Genomic DNA, 21,156 nt, shown 5'->3' on the forward strand with positions numbered 1-21,156 from the left:
ACTAAAATCCGGTCCCTACATACTTGATAGATGCCGGATTTTAGGATTTATGCAAAATTGCTCGAATTATGAAAGCTAAATTACTTTTTTCCAAACAATATGTATGATTAAATTATAGGAGGTTGAGACTAAATGGCATTCCAATTTAGACTCCCTGATATCGGTGAAGGTATACACGAGGGTGAAATAGTAAAATGGTTTGTAAAGCCAGGGGATAAAGTACAGGAAGATGACGTGCTTTGCGAAGTGCAAAACGATAAAGCTGTTGTTGAAATCCCGTCACCAGTAGAAGGTACAGTTGAAAAAGTACATGTAGAAGAAGGAACTGTAGCAATAGTAGGAGATATCTTAATCTCTTTTGACGCTCCAGGGTATGAAGATCTTCAATTCAAGGGTGACCATGGTGAAGAATCTGGTACTAAAGAAGCTGAAGAAGTGAAAACAGAAGAAGCTCCTAAACAAGAAGTGCAAGCTGAAGTAGATTCTAACCGTCGTATTATTGCGATGCCATCTGTTCGTAAATACGCTCGTGAAAAAGGAATAGATATCCTTCAAGTTGTAGGTAGTGGAGATAATGGACGCGTCCTTAAAGTTGACATTGACTCATTCTTAACTGGCGATTCTACAGCACCGGCTGCTACACAACCTGATACAGTTCAGGTGGCAGAAAAAGAAACGGCTAAAGCAGCAGCTATTGCTATTCCTGCAGGTCAATATCCAGAAACTCGTGAGAAAATGAGCGGAATCAGAAAAGCGATTGCTAAAGCAATGGTGAATTCTAAGCACACAGCTCCTCACGTTACATTAATGGATGAAATCGAAGTGACAAAACTTGTCGCTCACCGTAAGAAATTCAAAGAGGTTGCAGCACAAAAAGGAATCAAACTTACATTCCTTCCTTATGTTGTAAAAGCATTGACGAGTGCATTGCGTGAATTCCCTGCGCTTAACACATCACTTGATGACTCTACAAGTGAAATCGTTCATAAGCATTATTACAATATCGGTATTGCTGCTGACACTGAGAAAGGTCTTCTTGTTCCTGTTGTTAAAGATGCGGATCGCAAATCTACATTTGCTATTTCAAATGAAATCAACGAACTTGGAGCAAAAGCTCGTGACGGTAAATTAGCTCCTGACGAAATGAAAGGTGCTTCTTGTACGATTAGTAATATCGGTTCTGCAGGTGGACAATGGTTCACTCCAGTAATCAACCATCCGGAAGTTGCAATCCTAGGAATTGGGCGTATTGCAGAGAAACCTGTAGTGCGTGATGGAGAAATAGTTGCTGCTCCAGTATTATCATTATCATTAAGCTTTGACCACCGAATGATCGATGGTGCAACAGCTCAAAATGCATTAAATCATATTAAAAAATTGCTTAACGACCCAGAACTATTGTTAATGGAGGCGTAATAACATGGTAGTAGGAGATTTTCCAATTGAAACAGATACTTTAGTCATCGGTGCTGGTCCTGGTGGTTATGTTGCCGCTATTCGTGCTGCGCAACTTGGACAAAAAGTAACAGTTGTTGAAAAAGGAACGGTCGGTGGAGTTTGCTTAAATGTAGGCTGTATCCCATCAAAAGCACTAATTGCAGCAGGACATCGTTTTCATGATGCTAAGCATTCAGAAGATATGGGGATTACTGCTGAAAATGTAAAACTGGACTTTTCAAAAGTACAAGCTTTTAAATCATCCGTTGTAAATAAATTAACTGGCGGAGTTAGCGGGCTTTTAAAAGGAAACAAAATTGAAGTTGTAAGCGGGGAAGCGTATTTCGTTGACGAAAACAATGTTCGTGTTATGACTGAAACGTCTGCACAAACATATACATTCAAAAACGCAATCATAGCTACTGGTTCAACTCCAATTGAACTGCCTACTTTTAAATATTCTAAACGTGTTATCAATTCTACTGGTGCTCTTGCGCTTGAGGAAGTTCCAGCTTCTCTAGTTGTAATTGGCGGAGGAGTTATTGGAATCGAACTTGGTGGCGCTTATGCTAATATGGGTACTAAATTAACGATCCTTGAAGGAACAGAAGATATTCTTTCAGGTGGTTATGAAAAACAAATGACTGCATTGGTTAAGAAAAACTTGAAGAAAAAAGGCGCTGAAATTGTTACAAAAGCTCTTGCAAAAGGCGTTGAAGAAACAGAAAATGGTGTAGTCGTAACTTATGAAGTAAATGGTCAAGAATCAAAAGTCGAAGCTGATTATGTATTAGTAACGGTTGGCCGTCGTCCGAATACGGATGAAATTGGTCTTGAACAAGTAGGTATTAAGCTTACTGAAAGAGGCTTAATTGAAATTGATAAACAATGCCGCACAAATATTAAAAACATTTATGCAATTGGTGATATTGTATCCGGCCCTCAATTAGCACATAAAGCTTCTTACGAAGGTAAAATTGCTGCTGAGGTAATTGCTGGAGAAGCTTCAGAGATTGACTATTTAGGAATCCCTGCTGTTGTATTCTCTGAGCCAGAACTTGCTACAGTGGGTCACACTGAGCAATCAGCAAAAGAAGAGGGACTTGATGCTAAGGCTTCTAAATTCCCATTCGCTGCAAACGGCCGAGCTCTTTCACTGAACAATACTGATGGTTTTATGAAACTAATTACTCGTAAAGAAGATGGTTTAGTGATCGGTGCTCAAATTGCTGGTCCAAGTGCATCTGATATGGTTGCTGAGCTTGGACTTGCTATCGAGGCTGGTATGACGGCTGAAGATATCGCAATGACCATTCATGCTCACCCATCTTTAGGTGAAATTACAATGGAAGCTGCAGAAGTTGCTTTAGGAATGCCTATCCACATTGTAAAATAATAGAACTACCAAAAAGTACATCCGATTTATTTCGGGTGTACTTTTTTTGTACAATGCATGACCTAAGCCTACCCTATGTTAGTAAAAGTGTTTTTTTTGGAGATTTATCCTTTTAAATACTAAATTGTTATGGGGATTTTAAAAATATATCTAGCAGGATAGGGAATCTTAGAGGTAATACTAATCATATTATTTCATAACTTACATATAATGGGTCACTTGTTTAGGTGTACAGCCTTTGTTGTATAAAGAAAAATGCAAAAAAAGCGTTAGGATTGTATGAATGAGGATAAAGGTAAAAATGGTTCTTTCCTTAAAAAAGTTTGAAGTTTGTGACTCTATAAAACGGTATTTTGTTTTCTGGTATATAGAATGCGGACCATTTCATTTGACAGGAGTTGGATTGTTTGAAAAATTATGTTGTATTTCTTTTCCAATTAATTGTATGGAGCGGGTATGCTGTTGTCGAATGGCTTTCAACTCATGATAAACTTGTGTTTAAAGTGATTATGTTCTTCATTTTTTCATACTTAGCTATATATATTGGTAAGGCCATACTAAAATCGAATAAACGAACATTGATCGTTACCAGTGTCAGTTTACTCTGTTATGCAATTATTCAAGTTCTACTCCAAACGATTTTACCGATTACGTAGAGATACTATAGAGGGACACGATACAATAATTATCCTTATTTTTACAAAAAATAACTTCGGAAAAATGGATACTAAATAATCAATCCAAACGAAATTAAAACTCCTTGACCTTAAAGAAACGTTGATGTCATCGAGTTTTTTAGTTGATTCTTTAATAAATAACAAGGAGACTAAATAATTTAGTTGAATACTCTCGTTTAGTAGTCTGATACTTCGTGTAATAAATAATTGTCGTAAATCAATTGTCTGATGCATAAATAATTAAAAGTAATAGTTCGTAATTTTCTCTTTCTATTTTGTATGTCACGTTTACAATAAAAAATTAATGTGACATACAATTAATGCTTGAATTATCAATTGTGTTATATTATTATGGTATTAACAAGTTGTAAAAGCGTTTTCATTTTAATCTGAAGGGAGTTTTAGAAATGGGTACAATAGTTTGTCAAACATGTAATGGAACGATTGATCATTTCGAAGATGAAAAAGTGAGTGTACTTTATGCGCTTTGCAACCATTGCGACCGTAAAGAAGAAGAAGAAGTAGAAATTTAATATGGATCCTGATAAAAAATAAGAGACTAACCAGAAATGGTTAGTCTCATTTTTCTAATAATTGATTATTCGAATACACTAAGGGCATGTTGGTCACACAGGTGAAGAATTCTTTGTCTGTGTTCATTGGACTTAGATTGTAAGATCGCTTTATCTACGGTAAGCTTGCGATTTAGTGACACTAGAACGAGATAACCATCAGCGGAGAAAGGCACCTACGTATGGAAGTCTCACTTTATCCCGGTTTAACAGGCTGTAATATTCATTTACTGTGAGGAATCAAGTGAGTGTAAACAGCCTGTAAATCCCCGATTGGTTCAACTAACCATCAGCTGGAGAATGCACCCACTGATGGAAGTTTCACTTTATCACTCTCAAGTATTGAAGGTTAGGATCTTCGGGGCCTTGAACGGGCAGTCCAACTTCCATATTCGCTTTAATGTAATCAATGTTTTCCTCAGTAATTACTTCGCCTGGAATGAAGATTGGGATTCCTGGTGGGTATACCATGATAAACTCAGAAATGACTCGGCCGACAGATTCATCAATTGCGACGACTTCTGTTTCAGAGTAAAAAGCTTCTCTGGGCGATAGAGCGAGAACAGGAATTGTCGGGAGCAGGACTTCTACATGATTATTCTCACTTGTCGCAAGATGCTTAAATTCTTTTGACAATTCTTGTAGTGCTTGCAATAGAATACCCGCTTCATGTTTGGTGTCACCATTCGTGATAATACATAGAATGTTGTACAAATCAGAAAGTTCGACTTCAATATTGTACTTTTCACGTAACCATTTCTCGACCTCATAGCCAGAAATACCGAGATCTTTAACTGAAATAATCAGTTTGGTTGGGTCGTAATCAAAGGTAGCTGGCGAACCGATAATTTCTTTCCCAACACAATGAAGGAATGGAATCTCATTTATGTCAGCCCGCAACTGATCAGCTAGCTTAATAGAGCGGTCAATCAATTCATACCCTTCTGTTGCTAGACGCTTTCTTGCAGTATCAAGCGAAGCAAGAAGAATATAAGAGGTTGATGTTGTTGTTAACATACTTATGATTGATTGAACACGATTAGCTGAAACAAGGCCTTCTTTTACGTTTAATATTGAGCTTTGTGTCATCGAGCCACCCAGCTTATGGACGCTTGTTGCAGCCATATCAGCGCCTGCTTGCATAGCCGATAAAGGTAGTTCATCATGGAAATGAATATGAACCCCATGAGCCTCATCAACAAGTACTGGTATTTGATAAGAATGTGCCAATTCTACAATTTTCTTTAAATCAGCAGATACTCCGAAATACGTCGGGTTAATCACGAGAAGACCTTTTGCATCTGAATTTTCTCTCAATGCCTTTTCGACTGAATCTATTGTAATTCCATGGGAAATACCAAGGTTTTTATCTATTTCAGGAGTTATGAAGATTGGGATCGCACCAGAAAAAACAATCGCCGACATAATTGACTTATGCACATTTCTAGGTACGAGTATTTTATCACCCGGGCCACAAACCGTCATAACCATAGTCATGATGGCTCCGCTTGTTCCTTGTACAGAAAAAAACGTGTGATCAGCACCGAACGCTTCAGCGGCTAGTTCTTGAGCTTGCTTAATTATCCCCTTTGGACTATGAAGGTCATCTAAAGGAGCGATATTGATTAAATCAATCGATAATGCATTATCACCAATGAATTCACGGAATTCAGGATCCATTCCCTGTCCTTTTTTATGACCAGGTATGTGAAATTGAATGGGATTTTTCTTGGCATGGTTCACTAAAGCTGTGAATAAGGGAGTTTCGTTCTGTGACAATTGTTTATTACCCCACTTCTTTATAAGTATAATCTAAGAAAACATATGAATTATATCATGCGTAATATTATTTGAAAAGAATAATTATGCAATGAATACTCAATGAGAAAACACAAACGATTAAGGGAAAGAGCAATATAGATAATAGTATTAGTAAACGCTGGTCTAATAATTAATAATTTATTAAACTTGAGTAAGAGAGTAGTTGTATTTGAAAGGGGGAACATAGATGAAATGGAAAACAAGAGTCACTGATCTATTAGGGATTAAATATCCAATTGTCCAGGGGGGGCTTGCCTACTTAGCTTATGCTGAACTTGCGGCGGCTGTATCGAATGCAGGGGGTCTTGGCCAGGTCACTGCGATGTCTTTAAGTACGCCAGATCAGCTACGTGATGAAATACGTAAAACCAAAGCGATGACAGACAAACCATTTGGCGTGAATTTCGCGATTGGGCAGCATGGAAGACCGTATGAACATATGCTCGAAGTAGCTCTAAAAGAAGAAATTGAAGTTGTATCGGTAACTGGGGGAAATCCTACCCCGTTTTTTGAACTTTTGAAGGGGGAAAATGTAAAAAAACTAGTGCTTGTTGCAGCTAGAAGACAGGCGGAAAAGGCAGAAGAGATTGGGGCGGACGCGGTTATGGTTGTCGGTCAGGAAGGTGGCGGACATCTTGGACGGGATGACATAGGTACAATGGTGCTAATTCCTCAAGTCGTAGATGCTGTTTCGATACCAGTCATTGCATCAGGAGGCATTGCGGATGGTAGAGGTTTAATGGCTGCACTCGCACTTGGTGCAGAAGGAATTGAGATGGGTACGAGATTCATTGCTACAAAAGAATGCGTACATGCGAGTGATGCCTATAAAAAATCATTGGTTCTGGGAAATGAATATGATACAGTCGTAATTAAGCGATCAATCGGAGCGCCTGCCCGAGCTATATCTAATAACTGGACAGAAAAAATTCTGAAAATTGAACAGGAAAATACGGGGTATGAATCAATAAAAGGGTACATAAGCGGCACGGCTAATAAGCGTTATATTTATGATGGTGTACAAGATGAAGGATTCGGATGGGCTGGACAAGCTCTTGGGTTGATTCGTGATATTCCTACTACCGCTGATTTATTCGAAAGAATGATTAGAGAAGCGGAAGAAATAAGTGGGAAATGGACAAAATAAGTAACAATATCGTTTTAAGTAAAATTTATAGCTAAAATGTTTAAGTGAAAGGTGATTTTAAATGGAATATCAATACCCAATGGATTTTACTTGGAGTACAGAAGAAATTGTCGATGTGATAAAATTTTTTGAAAGTGTTGAGAAAGCTTATGAAAGTCGCGTCAGTAAAGAAGATCTTATGAAAACGTACAGACGCTTTAAAGAAATTGTTCCTGGAAAGGCTGATGAGAAGAACTATACGGATGAATTCCAGGAAAGTAGCGGGTATTCTGCTTACTTAGTTATAAAAAGTGCAAAAGAAACAGATGACGGTGGCTGGATTACAGTAAAAAAATAAATTTTCAGAAAAGTCATTGACAAAGTTCGTCGTTCAATTTAAGATAATAAATAATAAAACGAATATAAAGCGTTGAAGAAGAAAAGTACCTTAATGTTTGTTCTAAAGAGAGCCGGTGGTTGGTGTAAATCGGTGAACAACTTTAAGTGAATGGGCTTCTGAGCTCCAAACCGAAATGCAAAGTAGGCTTTGGCGGAACGTCTCATCGTTATTTGAGATAGGTATCTTAATTGATGCTGTAAAGTGAGCTTTCGAGCTAATAAAGGTGGTACCACGGGTTCCTCGTCCTTTTGGATGGGGGCCCTTTTTGTGTTTTTTAAAATTATAATGAACAATTCGATGATCAAGAGGAGTAGCCTTTTTAGATGCGTAACAGAGAGCCGGAGCAGGTGGAAACCGGTACGATATGAAAAGGGGAATGGACTTGTGAGAGGTTCCTTGAACGATTAGTAGAGGAACACGGCTTCCACCGTTATCAGGATTAGTATTAGGATATAAATCCTGTACTTGAAAAGCGGAGGATGTCTCCATAAAAGTGTTAGACCTCGTGCCCTATATACAGTGATGTAATTACTGGATATAGGGCACGGGATCAGAAACCCTTTTTAAGACATCCTCAAGCTGAGGTGGCACCGCGGTAAATGAATCGTCCTCTGCATACACATTTTTTTGTGTATGCAGGGGACTTTTTTATTTTTAAGGAGGGCTAACATGACAAGTGAAAGAAGAAAATTACAATTTAATAAAATGATTGTTGAAGGTGACATCCATACACCGATATCAATTTTTCAGAAACTTCCTGGTAGGAAGAAATTTCTATTAGAAAGTTCACCTTCCCATCATGACAAAGGGAGGTACTCTTATATTGGCTTCCACCCATACTTGGAATTAGTTTCACAAGATAAGGTAACCGAAAGAATTAGCCCTAATCAAAAAAATAAGTTAGAAATTGGTTTGCTAATGGATGAATTAAAAAAAGAGCTGGACGTTGAATTTGAAACGAACGATTTTGACATCCCATTCTTTGGTGGAGCAGTTGGCTACTTGGGCTACGATATGATCCGGCAGTATGAGGAGATAGGTTATGTGCCAGAAGACTCCTTAAATATGCCAGATGCCCATTTTCTACTTTTTGAGGATGTTATCGTTTTTGATCATCTAACAGAAAAGATTCATTTGGTTACATGTAGCTCTGAGTTTGAAACAAGGTTGTCTGACATGAAAAAGCTGATTGAATCGGTAAGCGATAACGAACCTGAGAGTGAACGAGTACATTTAGATTTTCAATCAAATATGAGTCAGAAAACGTTCGAAAACCTTGTTCATCAGGCTAAGGAAGCAATAATTGAAGGGGAAGTATTTCAAGTCGTCTTATCTCAGAGATTTCAGTCACCATTTCACGCTGATCCATTTCAGGCATATCGCAGACTTAGATTGTCCAATCCATCACCCTATATGTTTTATATCGACTTTGACGGATATACCGTTCTTGGTTCTTCACCGGAAAGTTTAATCAGTGTGAAGGATCGACAAGTCACAGTAAATCCAATAGCTGGTACTAGACCGCGGGGGAATACTCCAGAAGAAGATCAACAGTATGAACAAAGCCTGCTTGAGGATGAGAAGGAACTTGCAGAGCATAAGATGCTTGTCGACCTTGGTCGTAATGATCTTGGTAGAGTGTGTGAAATCGGTTCGATTACATTAACCGCTCAAATGAAAATAGAACGATATAAGCATGTCATGCACATTGCTTCAAAAATAAAAGGGCTATTACGTTCGGACCTTACAAGTCTTGATGCTTTAATCGCTTGTATGCCAGCAGGAACGGTTTCTGGGGCACCGAAAATTAGAGCTATGCAGTTAATCAACGAATTAGAAAATGTAAAAAGAGGGGTTTACGCAGGATCAGTCGGCTATCTTGGTTTTGGTGGTAGCTTAGATATGGCACTGGCGATTCGAACGATGGTCATTAAAGATGATATTGCCTATGTTCAAGCTGGGGCAGGGATCGTCTATGACTCTGTAGCTGCCACGGAATATGAGGAGACGAAGAATAAGGCGAAAGCTTTATTGGAGGTGCAAAGAGATGATATTACTCATTGATAATTATGATTCATTTACTTATAACTTATATCAATATCTCGGTGAATTTTACCCCGAAATTATAGTGAAAAGAAATGATCAAATCACAATTGAAGAAATTGAGGCATTGAACCCTGCCGCAATCATCCTGTCACCAGGACCTGGTCGCCCTGAAGAGGCAGGAATATGTATTCCAGTCATCTCCCATTTTTACAAGAGAGTTCCGATCTTAGGTATTTGTCTTGGGCATCAAGCGATTGCATGTGCATTTAAAGGGACGGTGGATCGGGCTACACAAATCATGCACGGGAAAACGTCAGTAGTTCTGCATAATGGGAAAGGCTTATTCGAAACCCAAGAAAGCTATTTAGAAGTCATGCGTTATCATTCATTGGTTGTGAAAGATCATAGCCTTCCGAACGAGTTTGAAATTCTTGCAAGAGCTGCTGATGACGGAGAAATCATGGCGATTCAACATAAACAATATCCTTTATATGGATTGCAATTTCATCCAGAGTCGATTGGAACAGTTACGGGGAAATCAATCCTCTTGCAATTTATCAAAAATGTGAAAGATGGTGCTCAATATGAAAAAATATCTTGAAAAACTATCGCAACATGAATCATTATCGCAAGAAGAAATGTTAGATGCTGCACAATTACTCTTTTCTGATGAAATTACAGATAGCGAAATGGCTGCGTTTCTAATCGCTCTTAAATCAAAAGGTGAAACAGCTGAAGAAATTGCAAGTCTAACCACTGTTTTAAGACAAAAAGCGATTCCTTTGAAAGTGCAATTTGATCATGTGATGGATAATTGCGGAACAGGTGGCGATGGTTCACAAAGTTTCAACATTAGTACAGCATCGGCATTCGTATTAGCGGGTGCAGGTATCAAAGTCGCCAAACATGGAAACCGCAGTGTATCAAGCAAAACGGGAAGTGCTGATGTTCTTGAAGAGTTAGGTGTGGACCTTCAATTAAATACGCAAGGAATTGAAGAAAGATTGAACGAAATCGGCATTGCTTTTCTATTTGCTTCTACTGTTCATCCCAAACTTGCGAGAATTATGAAAATAAGAAAGGAACTGAAAATATCCACTGTGTTTAATTTTACAGGTCCACTAACTAACCCAATTCAGCTGGACTCTCAATTGGTTGGGATTAATCGGCGCGAAATGCTCGACCTATTTGCGTCAGTATTAGATAAGTTAGGGAGAAGAAGAGCCTTGGTAATCAATGGAGCAGGGTATATGGATGAAGCTAGTCTACAAGGAAGTAATTCGATGATTTTATTAGAAAACGGCAAGAAAACGCACTTCACATTAAGCCCTGAGGATGTTGGTTTACCTTATTATACAAATGAAATGATCCGTGGTGGAGAGGCAAAAGAAAATGCTGATATTATGCTTCGAATATTACATGGAGAAAAGGGGGCGTATCGAGATACGGTACTTTTAAATGCTGGTCTAGGAATATATGCAAACGGGAAAACAGACAATGTTCGTGAAGGAATTGCCATGGCAAAAGAAAGCCTTGATAGTGGGCGGGCATTTAAGAAGCTTGAAGCACTTATACATTTTGACACCTATAAAAAAGCGGGGGTAATGTAAATGACAAATATATTGACGACAATTCTTGCTACTAAACATGAGGAGATTATTCAATTGAAAAAATTGAAAGTTTCGAATTCGGAAGTTGTATATACGAAGAGGTCGCTTTTACAGAGCTTGAAAGAATCACAAAAAGTTTCAATCATCGCAGAGATAAAACGAGCTTCACCATCCCGTGGAGATATTGATCGAGATGTGGATCCTGTTAAACAAGCGATTGCTTATGAAAAAAATGGCGCCGCTGCGATATCTGTCTTAACAGACAAGGAATTCTTCAAAGGATCATTTGAGGATCTTAAGAAGGTGAGTGAGGCTGTGAAAATCCCTGTTCTTTGTAAAGATTTTATTATTGATGAAATACAGATTGACCAAGCTAAACGAGCGGGGGCACACATCATCCTCCTTATCGCAGCTGCTATGCCAGTACAACGCTTGGCAGAACTATACCAATATGCTAAATCAGAAGACTTGGAAGTGTTAGTTGAGGTGCATAATGATGAGGAGCTTCAAGCTGTGCTTCCGATTGATCCAGAATTAATTGGCATTAATAATCGGAATTTAAAAACTTTTGAAGTGAATCTTGAAGTAACGGAGCGACTCGGTTCTCAATTAGCAGAGTTGAACAAACTATTTATCTCGGAAAGCGGAGTGAAAACACGTCTCGATGTTGAGCGAGTTAGAGATGCCGGAGCGAAAGGAATATTAGTTGGGGAAACATTGATGCAAGCGGAAAATCTAAATCATAGCTTTAAAGACTTTGACGTCTTGCTTAAAGGTGAGAATTATGTACGTTAAAATCTGTGGTTTATCAACTTTAGAAGCAGCGCAAACAGCTATTGATTCAGGAGCCGATTATCTAGGATTCATTTTTGCCGAAAGTAAACGGAAAGTGACGCCAATAAAAGCACGAGAAATTATTAGAAATTTAAAGGGGAATGTAAAAAAGGTAGGGGTTTTTGTTAATGAATCGGTTGAGGAAATATCAAGAATTGCTGAATATGCAGGGCTAGATATTATTCAACTTCACGGTACAGAAAGTCAGGAATTTGCAAGTAAGCTTTCATTACCCGTCATTAAAGCTATTACAATACATTCTATAGAAGATTTATTAAAGGTCCCTGAATGGAAAACAGAGTATATTCTACTTGATTTACCGAAAAATCAAACAGCTCCTATAAACAAGACTCTGAATTGGGAGGAAATGAAGGGGAAATTACCTTATAGCAATCATATTTTCCTTGCGGGAGGATTATCTCCTGATAATGTAGAAACAGCTGTTCGAGTCATTCAACCTTATGCTGTTGATGTATCAAGTGGTGTCGAAACAGGCGGTGTAAAAGATCTTACAAAAATCAATAAATTTATTAGTAAAGCGCATCTAAAAGAGGAGGAATTAGCATGATAAGCACGTATAGTGGACCGGACAAAACTGGACATTTCGGTGAATATGGCGGTCGATTTGTTCCAGAAACATTAATGACAGCAGTATTAGAACTCGAAAACGTATATGAGGAAGCAAAACAGGATCCCGAGTTTCAGGAAAGTCTTCAGTATTACTTAAAAGAATATATTGGGAGAGAAAATCCATTATATTTTGCAGAAAATTTAACGAAGCTTGCTGGCGGAGCAAAGATCTATCTAAAGCGTGAAGATTTAAATCATACAGGTGCCCATAAAATTAATAATACGATTGGTCAGGCGTTGCTTGCGATTAAAATGGGGAAACGAAAAATTGTTGCAGAAACAGGGGCGGGTCAGCATGGGGTAGCCACTGCAACAGTTTGCGCCTTGCTGAATCTAGAATGCGTCGTCTTTATGGGAAGCGAAGACGTGCAGAGACAAAAATTGAATGTGTTCCGAATGGAGCTTCTTGGAGCGAAGGTTGTGTCTGTTGATCAAGGAAGTGGTACTTTGAAGGATGCTGTCAATGAAGCCCTCAGATACTGGGTATCTAATGTTACAGATACGCATTATATTATGGGGTCTGTATTAGGACCGCATCCGTTTCCGCAAATTGTTCGTGATTTTCAAAGCGTAATCGGCTATGAAACAAAACGACAATATAAGGAAAAAGAAGGGAAGTTGCCTGATACGATTGTTGCTTGTATTGGAGGAGGAAGTAACTCAATGGGCATGTTTTACCCGTTTCTTACAGATCTTTCTGTGAAATTAATCGGTGTTGAGGCTGCGGGAAGCGGGCTTGATACAGAAAAACATGCAGCTAGTCTGACAAAGGGGACGAAAGGGGTTCTTCACGGCTCATTGATGTATCTGCTTCAAGACGCAGACGGTCAAATCCAAGAAGCCCATTCCATATCGGCAGGTCTAGATTATCCTGGTGTAGGTCCAGAACATTGTTTTTTAAAAGACGAAAATCGAGTGACGTATACGTCAGTCACCGATGATGAAGCGCTGGATGCATTTGTTCTTTTATCTAGGGAGGAAGGGATTATTCCAGCTTTAGAAAGCTCACATGCCATAGCTTATGCGATGAAGATTGCAAAAGAAATGAAGGAAGATGAAGGGCTTGTAATTTGCTTATCAGGTAGAGGGGATAAGGATGTTGAACAAGTTCGTTCATTACTAGGAGGACGCGAAGATGGGGAATAAATCATTACAAGATACATTAGCTGAACTACATGTCAGGCAAGAAAAAGCCTTCATTCCTTATATTATGGCTGGAGATGGTGGATTAGATAAGCTTAAGGAGGACCTGCTTCGCTTGCAAAATGCCGGAGCAACGGCGGTCGAATTAGGTGTTCCCTTTTCTGATCCAGTTGCGGACGGTCCAACTATCCAACTTGCAGGGAAGCGGGCGTTGGCAGAAGGAGTGACCTTAAAAAAAATCATTTCTAAGCTTATCGAAATCAAAGATGAAGTGGACATTCCTATTATCTTTATGGCTTACTTAAATTCTCTGCTTGCATATGGAATCGGTAATTTCAGTAATGATTGTGTCAAAGCTGGTGTGTCAGGGTGTATTGTCCCAGATCTACCGATAGAAGAGGAAGAGATTCTTGCACAAGATTTGAAAAATGCGAATATCTCGCTGATCAGATTGGTTGCTTTAACAAGCTCCCAGGAAAGAATCGAAAAAATTGTTGAAAACGCAGAAGGCTTTATTTATGCAGTCACTGTAACAGGAATAACAGGTGTTCGTGAAAGCTTTGAAGAAGAAGTTGGTCATTATTTAAACCGTATTCGTGAGGCAAGTTCAATACCAGTTCTCGCAGGCTTTGGAATTTCAACTCCTGAGCATGTGGAAAGAGCTTCGTTATATAGTGATGGTGTGATTGTGGGCAGTAAAATCATTCAAAGTCTACAATCAGAAAATTATCGCGAAATTGATGAATTAATTTTAGCAAGTAAAAAAGTAATCTATTGAATAAAAGCTAGGATAGTATCTCATAAGGGTCTGACCTCGCACTCTAAATCAGTATATAGTGTTTCATACACTTATCTTAAACTGTATTTAGTCGTTGCGGGGTCTGACCCTTTACTAAGTTCTACGTACAAAAGGTTAACTCTTATATGCAAATCAGATTTCTAAAGAGATGTTTCGGTTAGTGTGTACAAGGGTATTAAATGGACAAAAGCATTATGAATGGTACGTATAAAATCACCATCTGAGAGGTTAATAGCATCCTCGCGAGGGATTTTAATCCCACAAAGAATCTCCGCTTTTTTTACATCCTGCAACCTTTTGAACATGGCGGTTAATTCCACTAAAGATAAGGTTTTATGGGGAATGACTTCTGGTTTCGTATGATCGAGCGACCACACAAAGTTGTCAGGAATACTTTCTTTGATACTTTTTACAGACTTTTCAAGTGTTTGACCGAACTGGACCTTTATGGGAGCCTCATAAATCACCGCAAACCAAACAAACATATGACTTCCCCATAAACCAATTTGGAAATGAGGCATCATTTTATATCCTCTTTTGCTACCGGCGAAAGCGACCCAAGTATCATTAGGTGGATTGATGGTTCGTCTTGCATGTTTAGCCACATGAGGGAATAGTTCTTGACCAGTCATTGTGGAAAGTTCACTTGCGAAGTGGTCACCAAGTGCATCTAGTTTAGGGCGAATCTGATCTTTTAGTGCTTCCATTCGATAATTGAGACCTTCAATTTTAAATACGTTAAAATCTGCAGCTGAAAAACTGGTTACGTTCATTTTTCCCCTCCTTCGTTCCTTTAAGTGATATTGTAGCATAGGTAAAAACATAATATAAATAATGGGATTACAAAAAAACTTGGCTATAGGTTAGAGCACAATTTAGTTGCGATTTCCATAGAGGCATCATAGTATGTAATAAAAAAACAGAAAATTTAGTCAATTACTGAAAGGAGCTAATTATTTATGAAACAAGTCATGAATCAAGCGATGAAAGCTAAAGAAGTTGAAAAACACCGAAAAGCAGTGCTACGTATGGAAATGGATTATGAATTGGCTACTCTTTTTGAAGCTATTGAGGAAGACAATGATCAAAAGAAAAAGCAGTGTAAACATAAATTAGAACGCATTCGAAATGAGCTATTAAGACTAAAGGCTTTGTAAAATATAGCAATTGTGATTATGAAAGAAACGATGGGTTATTGGATTCAACAAAGTTGTTGCAGAAAAGCAAAATATGGCTAAGCGGACGCTTTTAATTTGGTAAAGGTGTCCGCAAGCATTTCTAATTTTGGAGGAGACTAAAGAGATTTCGCGGATGCATTCAAATTAGTATAGCTCTTCACATGACGCCGTTTAATTAGTTTTGCCACATTTACTACATACGTCTTTCCTTCCGAATTAAAGGCTTTTTAGGTTTATTTGTTTTGTATATAATTTTGATTAAGGGGATCCTTAATGTGAAGTAAGAACACGGTTCAATTAAATGCATACAACATGATAAAACTTGATGCAGGACAATATTTCCATTATTCTTAAAGTACGAATTACCGTTTGTAGATTTTTAACATCTATGTCTGGAGGATAAAATGATGGAGAATTATACAGAAATTGGTGCATGTGCAAAGGATTGGATCATGACCGCGGGAAAAAGACTTAAATCATCATTTGAAGAGAATCTCAATATTGAAACAAAGGCGAACGCCAATGACTTAGTTACCAACATGGATAAAGAAATAGAGCAATTTTTTCTTGATAATATTACTGAAACGTTCCCCACTCATCGAATTTTTGGGGAAGAAGGAATGGGCAAGCGGATCACAGACTTGAAGGGCGTTGTTTGGATTATTGACCCAATTGATGGGACGATGAATTTTATTCATCAACAACGGAATTTTGCTATTTCAATTGGAATTTATGAAGATGGCATCGGGAAAATAGGACTTATTTATGATGTCGTACATAATGAACTGTATCATGCCTTCAAGGGAAAAGGTGCTTATCTGAATGATATAAAATTACCTGAGTTGACAAAAGTGCCGATTTCGGAAATGATCCTGTCATTAAATGCTACATGGCTTATGGAAAACAAACGGATTGATCATCAGATTCTTACCCCTCTAGTTAAGGATGTTAGGGGAACAAGATCATATGGCTCGGCAGCTATTGAAATGGCATATGTTGCATCAGGAAGATTAGATGCCTATATGACAATGAGACTTGCACCATGGGATTTTGCTGCCGGTTCCATTCTGATTGAGGAAGTAGGCGGTGAAATAACAACGATGTCGGGAAATCCGCTCGATTATATCAATGGTTCTTCGTTGTTTGTTTCAAAACCTGGTCTTCATCAAGCGATTTTAGAATCATATTTTCACAACAGCTGGCCAGCTGTAAATTATTAAAAAAATCTTTAAATACATCGCAATGGGAACAAAAAATCGCCAATTATTAGGCGATTTTTTGTTGATAGCATAAATAAAACTATTCACATCAAGCGCCAGAGCTTATTTTACGACGAACGTGAGCAGTAAAAGTATCACTTGTCATCTTGCATTGTAATATGGTAGTCTCAATTCTGGTACTAAATCTTTTTTATGTTAATTGTGACTCCTGTGCAAGAGACATACCTACAACTTTCCTTGTTCACGTAGTTTTTTCTTTTGGGTAAACCCATACCCCATAATACCCATTAAAGCTAGGACACAAATAGCGGCGATTGTCATGCTTTTTTCGGCAATTGCAATTCCAATTCCGCTGATACAGATGACTGCCAATAATGCCAATACAAGGAAGTTCCACTTAATATTCATGAATTTCACCTCTTTTATTTTATAATGTACAGAATTTCTTGCTTTGATTATACTATGTTTGTGATATAATATGTAAGTTAATGATATAGATATGCCTAAACTAAATTTCCTCTAGGAGTGAATTGCTTGAAATTACGTAATAATATTCGAAATATAGCCATTATAGCCCACGTTGACCACGGAAAAACGACAATGGTGGATCAATTGCTGAAGCAATCAGGTACTTTTCGTGAGAATGAGCACGTAGAAGAACGTGCGATGGATTCCAACGCTATTGAAAAAGAACGTGGAATTACCATTCTTGCGAAAAACACGGCTGTTCAATATAAAGAAACACGTATTAATATTCTGGATACACCTGGTCACGCTGACTTTGGTGGAGAAGTAGAACGAATCATGAAAATGGTAGATGGAGTTCTGCTAATTGTTGATGCTTATGAAGGTTGTATGCCACAAACACGCTTTGTTTTGAAAAAAGCATTAGAGCAAAAAATTACACCAATCGTTGTGGTGAACAAAATTGATAAAGAATCAGCACGTCCAGGAGAAGTAGTGGATGAAGTACTTGACTTATTTATTGAGCTAGGTGCTGAGGATGATCAATTAGACTTCCCAGTTATTTATGCTTCAGGTATTTCTGGAACTGCAAGTATTGACCCAGACCCAGCTAAACAAGAAGAGGACATGACTCCTTTATTTGAAGCAATCGTTGCGAATATTCCAGCTCCGGTTGATAACAGTGATGAACCACTTCAATTCCAAGTGGCATTACTTGATTATAACGACTATGTTGGTCGTATTGGTGTCGGACGTGTTTTCCGCGGGAAAATGCATGTTGGTCAACAAGTAGCTTTAATGAAACTGGATGGTTCTGTAAAGCAATTCCGTGTTACAAAAATCTTTGGTTTCATTGGCTTGAAAAAAGTTGAAATCCAAGAGGCAGTTGCGGGTGACTTGATTGCCGTTTCGGGAATGGAAGATATTAACGTCGGTGAAACCGTTTGTCCAACTGAACATCAAGATGCTCTTCCTATTCTGCGAATTGATGAGCCAACTCTTCAAATGACGTTCTTAGTAAACAACAGTCCATTTGCGGGTCGTGAAGGGAAATATGTTACAGCACGTAAAATTGAAGAACGTTTAAGAACTCAATTGCAAACAGATGTGAGCCTAAGAGTTGATAATACAGATTCTCCTGACGTTTGGACAGTTTCTGGACGCGGTGAGCTACATCTTTCTATTTTAATTGAAAACATGCGTCGTGAAGGGTATGAACTTCAAGTGTCAAAACCAGAAGTTATCGTACGTATCATTGATGGAGTTCGTTGTGAGCCTATCGAGCGTGTTCAAATTGACGTACCTGAAGAGAATACTGGTTCGATTATGGAATCAATGGGGGCTCGTAAAGGTGAATTGTTGGATATGATTAATAATGGCGGTCAAGTTCGTCTTATTTTCAACATTCCAGCACGTGGCTTAATTGGTTATTCAACAGAATTCTTAACTTTGACTCGTGGTTATGGAATTATGAACCACACATTCGACAGTTATCAGCCAATGGCCTCTGGGCAAGTTGGTGGAAGACGTCAAGGTGTTCTTGTTTCGATGGAGACAGGAAAAACTACACAATACGGTACGATGCAAGTTGAAGATCGAGGTGTGATCTTTGTTGAACCAGGTACTGAAATTTATGAAGGTATGATCGTTGGAGAGCATAACCGTGAAAGTGATTTGACTGTTAACATCGTTAAAGCAAAACAAATGACTAACATGCGTTCTGCAAACAAAGACCAAACGTCATCAATGAAAAAGCCAAGAATTATGTCGCTTGAAGAAGCTCTTGAATATTTGAATGACGATGAATACTGTGAAGTAACTCCAGAATCCATCCGACTTCGTAAAAAAATTCTTGAGAAAAACGAACGTGAAAAATCAGCGAAAAAGAAAAAATTTGCTGAAGTTGAATAATAAATAATAACCTCTAGGAGGGATTGAAATGGATATACAGGAGCGGCTGTCATTTTTTGCAGCACTTTACCGAGTGGATGAAAATCCCGAATCTGGTATGTGGTACCTGTATTTAACGATTTTTGCACTTTGTGTTATCGTCTATCAGCTAGGGTTTGCTAAAAAGCTACCACTGCTAAAGAATGTAGTCATTTATGCAATAATGGCTCTTGGTTGTACCGTTATGTCCTTCCTAGCAGTTTTTCTTCCGATGGGTGAAGCACTCGCCATTGCAGTTGTTGTCCTTGGAATTTATAAGTATCGCTTGCATAATTCAAGAACAGAAAAGCAGGTTTAGAACGCTTGCTTGGTGTTTGCAATGATGATTGACATCCACAATAGAAAAGAGGCTAATCCACTTGGATTAGCCTCTTTTCTATTGTGGAAGATTCACGCTTAAATGTGCATTTAGCATCCGTGCGCCATGTTGTCGCTACTTATAATATTCTTATAGGAGACCCACATCGTTTAATGGTAATGCTTTTCTTTTGGGGCGGTATGTTCTTAGTGCAAAATGATTTGATTGTGCTAGGGGCTATTAGAACGTGATTAAGATTGAACGGTCTTTACTACTCATGATTTTTAAACTGACGAGGAGTTCAAATTAAAAATTATGAAGTGACATTGAATCTAGTCAATTTTTATGATGTTAAAGAAAGATTTTAGCCAAATGATCGGTGGGAGTCTTTACCATTCATCATCCTTCTTAACAGTTCGATAAAGTCTGAAATTACCTGTATCAATACGAGCCTTTGTTTTTTCTTCTATTCTTTGCTGACATTCTTGGCACATATATGTATGTATAGGGCGATTTCGGAGCTTTTTTGCTTCAGGAGAATCCGTAGGAATGGGTTCAACTTTATCACAAATTACACATTTTACTTTCATCGTAAGAACCTCTTTCGAAATAAAAATTATCTGTACTAAAGGCTATGTTAAAAAATTGTTAATAAAACGATTTTTGGTTAATATGAGCTGGAGATTAACAGCGTTAGATAACATAGCTTTAACAAAAAACTTTGATAATTTAGTATACCACGTTTTTTAGACAATGAAGAAATGTAAAGCAAAAAGAAGAGGAATAATCCCTCTCCTAATGAGAAAATATTTCTTCATAGAACTTTTACCCTCTCTTAACATACAGTAAATAATTATCTAGATTGTTTATGGTATATATGAAGAGAGGGTACTTATTCCGAAAGAAAACTCACCGTAAGATGATTTCCTTTATTTATATCCATTCGATTGCTTTTCCTGTTTGTCATCCAAGTTCCTTTTTTCATGATTATTTAAATTATCTTTTTGTTCTTCAATCGCTTTTGCGGGAGTGGGGTTTTGAATATCCCCTGGAACTTCAGGGATAATTCTTGATGTAATGTCCGAAAGTTCATTTAAGATTCCGCGAACTGGTTTTCCATGTTGGATATCTTTAGCCACTTCTTTAATCCGAGCATTTAAGTCCGGATCAGCAACAACCACGGCCTTAGCTCCAAACGGGTCATGCTTTAATGTTTCTCCAACTGAATATTTGATCGTCCCAACCTGTGAGCGTTCAATATCAGAATCAATATCTATCCCAACAATGGCATAGTCACCAAAAACTACTGCAGTTGCATCATTTACATGAGGAACCTTTGAAGCTAAATCAATAAGTCTTTTGGCAGTGTCAGAATCTGTTACCTGATCTGTTTGTTGAATCGTTGAATGATTCACATTTGTTGCCTGTTGCCTCTTCGTATTAACATTCTCTTGACCTTGTTGATGTGAAGAACAGCCGCTCAGTAAAAGAAAACTGGCAAAGAAATAAGGTATAATGCGATTTATCAATTATAGGACCTCCTTTATGTTCATA

General features: G+C 38.1%; 23 protein-coding genes and 2 other annotated features. Of the genes, 18 read left to right on the plus strand and 5 right to left on the minus strand.

Annotated features, from left to right (window positions below; all coding sequences use genetic code 11):
• Positions 1-132: 132 nt before the first annotated feature.
• From ACIQZI_RS11165 to ACIQZI_RS11180, 4 genes are all read left to right on the plus strand, one after another.
• Positions 133-1,416 carry a dihydrolipoamide acetyltransferase family protein gene (locus ACIQZI_RS11165; protein WP_062181616.1) on the plus strand — a complete coding sequence of 428 codons (1,284 nt, stop codon included), beginning with the start codon at positions 133-135 and terminating at the stop codon, positions 1,414-1,416.
• Positions 1,417-1,420: 4 nt separating this feature from the next.
• Positions 1,421-2,833, plus strand: coding sequence for a dihydrolipoyl dehydrogenase (gene lpdA, locus ACIQZI_RS11170; RefSeq protein WP_062181612.1), 1,413 nt, complete (start codon positions 1,421-1,423; stop codon positions 2,831-2,833).
• Positions 2,834-3,240: 407 nt separating this feature from the next.
• Positions 3,241-3,489: a hypothetical protein gene (locus tag ACIQZI_RS11175; RefSeq protein WP_062181609.1), complete on the plus strand. Its 249-nt coding sequence runs from the start codon at positions 3,241-3,243 to the stop codon at positions 3,487-3,489.
• A 428-nt stretch (positions 3,490-3,917) separates the two neighbouring features.
• Entirely contained in the window at positions 3,918-4,043 is a 126-nt protein-coding gene (locus ACIQZI_RS11180) for a GapA-binding peptide SR1P (protein WP_403073100.1), read from the plus strand.
• Positions 4,044-4,403: 360 nt separating this feature from the next.
• Here ACIQZI_RS11180 and ACIQZI_RS11185 read toward each other — a convergent pair whose 3' ends face one another.
• Positions 4,404-5,861, minus strand: coding sequence for an aminotransferase class I/II-fold pyridoxal phosphate-dependent enzyme (locus ACIQZI_RS11185; RefSeq protein ID WP_403073102.1), 1,458 nt, complete (start codon positions 5,859-5,861; stop codon positions 4,404-4,406).
• A 229-nt stretch (positions 5,862-6,090) separates the two neighbouring features.
• Here ACIQZI_RS11185 and ACIQZI_RS11190 point away from each other — a divergent pair, with 229 nt between their 5' ends.
• The 9 genes from ACIQZI_RS11190 (at position 6,091) to trpA (ending at position 14,470) form a co-directional block, all read left to right on the plus strand.
• Positions 6,091-7,050, plus strand: a complete 960-nt coding sequence (locus tag ACIQZI_RS11190; RefSeq protein ID WP_403073104.1) for an NAD(P)H-dependent flavin oxidoreductase — start codon at positions 6,091-6,093, stop codon at positions 7,048-7,050.
• Between the two features lie 61 nt (positions 7,051-7,111).
• A complete protein-coding gene (locus tag ACIQZI_RS11195; RefSeq protein WP_062181596.1) occupies positions 7,112-7,387 on the plus strand; it encodes a UPF0223 family protein in 276 nt (91 codons plus the stop codon).
• 63 nt (positions 7,388-7,450) lie between these two features.
• Positions 7,451-7,680 (plus strand) — a binding site (T-box leader).
• 37 nt (positions 7,681-7,717) lie between these two features.
• Positions 7,718-8,044: a binding site (T-box leader), on the plus strand.
• 54 nt (positions 8,045-8,098) lie between these two features.
• Positions 8,099-9,493 carry an anthranilate synthase component I gene (gene trpE / locus ACIQZI_RS11200; protein WP_403073107.1) on the plus strand — a complete coding sequence of 465 codons (1,395 nt, stop codon included), beginning with the start codon at positions 8,099-8,101 and terminating at the stop codon, positions 9,491-9,493.
• A complete protein-coding gene (locus ACIQZI_RS11205) occupies positions 9,477-10,076 on the plus strand; it encodes an anthranilate synthase component II (RefSeq protein ID WP_403073109.1) in 600 nt (199 codons plus the stop codon). Before trpE ends, ACIQZI_RS11205 begins: the two co-directional genes overlap by 17 nt.
• On the plus strand, positions 10,060-11,085 hold the full coding sequence (trpD, locus tag ACIQZI_RS11210) for an anthranilate phosphoribosyltransferase (protein WP_062181582.1): 1,026 nt from the start codon (positions 10,060-10,062) through the stop codon (positions 11,083-11,085). Before ACIQZI_RS11205 ends, trpD begins: the two co-directional genes overlap by 17 nt.
• Positions 11,086-11,880: an indole-3-glycerol phosphate synthase TrpC gene (trpC, locus tag ACIQZI_RS11215; RefSeq protein WP_062181579.1), complete on the plus strand. Its 795-nt coding sequence runs from the start codon at positions 11,086-11,088 to the stop codon at positions 11,878-11,880.
• Positions 11,870-12,487 (plus strand): phosphoribosylanthranilate isomerase, encoded by a 618-nt coding sequence (locus tag ACIQZI_RS11220; RefSeq protein WP_403073112.1) that lies wholly within the window; start codon positions 11,870-11,872, stop codon positions 12,485-12,487. Before trpC ends, ACIQZI_RS11220 begins: the two co-directional genes overlap by 11 nt.
• Entirely contained in the window at positions 12,484-13,695 is a 1,212-nt protein-coding gene (gene trpB / locus ACIQZI_RS11225; protein ID WP_403073114.1) for a tryptophan synthase subunit beta, read from the plus strand. The genes ACIQZI_RS11220 and trpB overlap by 4 nt, the downstream gene beginning before the upstream one ends.
• The gene (gene trpA / locus ACIQZI_RS11230) at positions 13,685-14,470 is read left to right on the plus strand and encodes a tryptophan synthase subunit alpha (RefSeq protein ID WP_062181570.1); all 786 of its coding nucleotides are present in this window, start codon (positions 13,685-13,687) and stop codon (positions 14,468-14,470) included. The genes trpB and trpA overlap by 11 nt, the downstream gene beginning before the upstream one ends.
• 161 nt (positions 14,471-14,631) lie before the next feature.
• On the opposite strand, the gene ACIQZI_RS11235 is transcribed toward trpA, so the two are convergent.
• Positions 14,632-15,264 carry a YktB family protein gene (locus tag ACIQZI_RS11235; RefSeq protein ID WP_403073116.1) on the minus strand — a complete coding sequence of 211 codons (633 nt, stop codon included), beginning with the start codon at positions 15,262-15,264 and terminating at the stop codon, positions 14,632-14,634.
• A gap of 186 nt (positions 15,265-15,450) precedes the next feature.
• Here ACIQZI_RS11235 and ACIQZI_RS11240 point away from each other — a divergent pair, with 186 nt between their 5' ends.
• A complete protein-coding gene (locus tag ACIQZI_RS11240) occupies positions 15,451-15,648 on the plus strand; it encodes a hypothetical protein (RefSeq protein WP_062181564.1) in 198 nt (65 codons plus the stop codon).
• Positions 15,649-16,076: 428 nt separating this feature from the next.
• Complete coding sequence (locus ACIQZI_RS11245) at positions 16,077-16,889, plus strand: inositol monophosphatase family protein (protein WP_403073996.1); 813 nt, start codon at positions 16,077-16,079, stop codon at positions 16,887-16,889.
• 225 nt (positions 16,890-17,114) lie between these two features.
• On the opposite strand, the gene ACIQZI_RS11250 is transcribed toward ACIQZI_RS11245, so the two are convergent.
• Positions 17,115-17,297 carry a YlaF family protein gene (locus ACIQZI_RS11250; protein ID WP_403073119.1) on the minus strand — a complete coding sequence of 61 codons (183 nt, stop codon included), beginning with the start codon at positions 17,295-17,297 and terminating at the stop codon, positions 17,115-17,117.
• A 126-nt stretch (positions 17,298-17,423) separates the two neighbouring features.
• Between ACIQZI_RS11250 and typA the strand changes: the two genes are divergently transcribed.
• The 3 genes from typA (at position 17,424) to ACIQZI_RS11265 (ending at position 19,853) form a co-directional block, all read left to right on the plus strand.
• On the plus strand, positions 17,424-19,265 hold the full coding sequence (gene typA, locus ACIQZI_RS11255; RefSeq protein WP_403073121.1) for a translational GTPase TypA: 1,842 nt from the start codon (positions 17,424-17,426) through the stop codon (positions 19,263-19,265).
• A gap of 28 nt (positions 19,266-19,293) precedes the next feature.
• Positions 19,294-19,602: a YlaH-like family protein gene (locus tag ACIQZI_RS11260; protein ID WP_062181551.1), complete on the plus strand. Its 309-nt coding sequence runs from the start codon at positions 19,294-19,296 to the stop codon at positions 19,600-19,602.
• An 83-nt stretch (positions 19,603-19,685) separates the two neighbouring features.
• A complete protein-coding gene (locus tag ACIQZI_RS11265) occupies positions 19,686-19,853 on the plus strand; it encodes a hypothetical protein (protein WP_403073123.1) in 168 nt (55 codons plus the stop codon).
• Positions 19,854-19,991: 138 nt separating this feature from the next.
• Here ACIQZI_RS11265 and ACIQZI_RS11270 read toward each other — a convergent pair whose 3' ends face one another.
• Both ACIQZI_RS11270 and ACIQZI_RS11275 read right to left on the minus strand, forming a co-directional pair.
• The gene (locus ACIQZI_RS11270; protein ID WP_403073125.1) at positions 19,992-20,192 is read right to left on the minus strand and encodes a YlaI family protein; all 201 of its coding nucleotides are present in this window, start codon (positions 20,190-20,192) and stop codon (positions 19,992-19,994) included.
• 339 nt (positions 20,193-20,531) lie between these two features.
• On the minus strand, positions 20,532-21,131 hold the full coding sequence (locus ACIQZI_RS11275) for a YhcN/YlaJ family sporulation lipoprotein (protein ID WP_253722490.1): 600 nt from the start codon (positions 21,129-21,131) through the stop codon (positions 20,532-20,534).
• Between the last annotated feature and the right edge of the window lie 25 nt (positions 21,132-21,156).

The sequence above is a fragment of the Peribacillus sp. NPDC096379 genome (genome assembly GCF_044762875.1).
In the GTDB taxonomy this organism is placed as follows: Bacteria; Bacillota; Bacilli; order Bacillales; family DSM-1321; genus Peribacillus.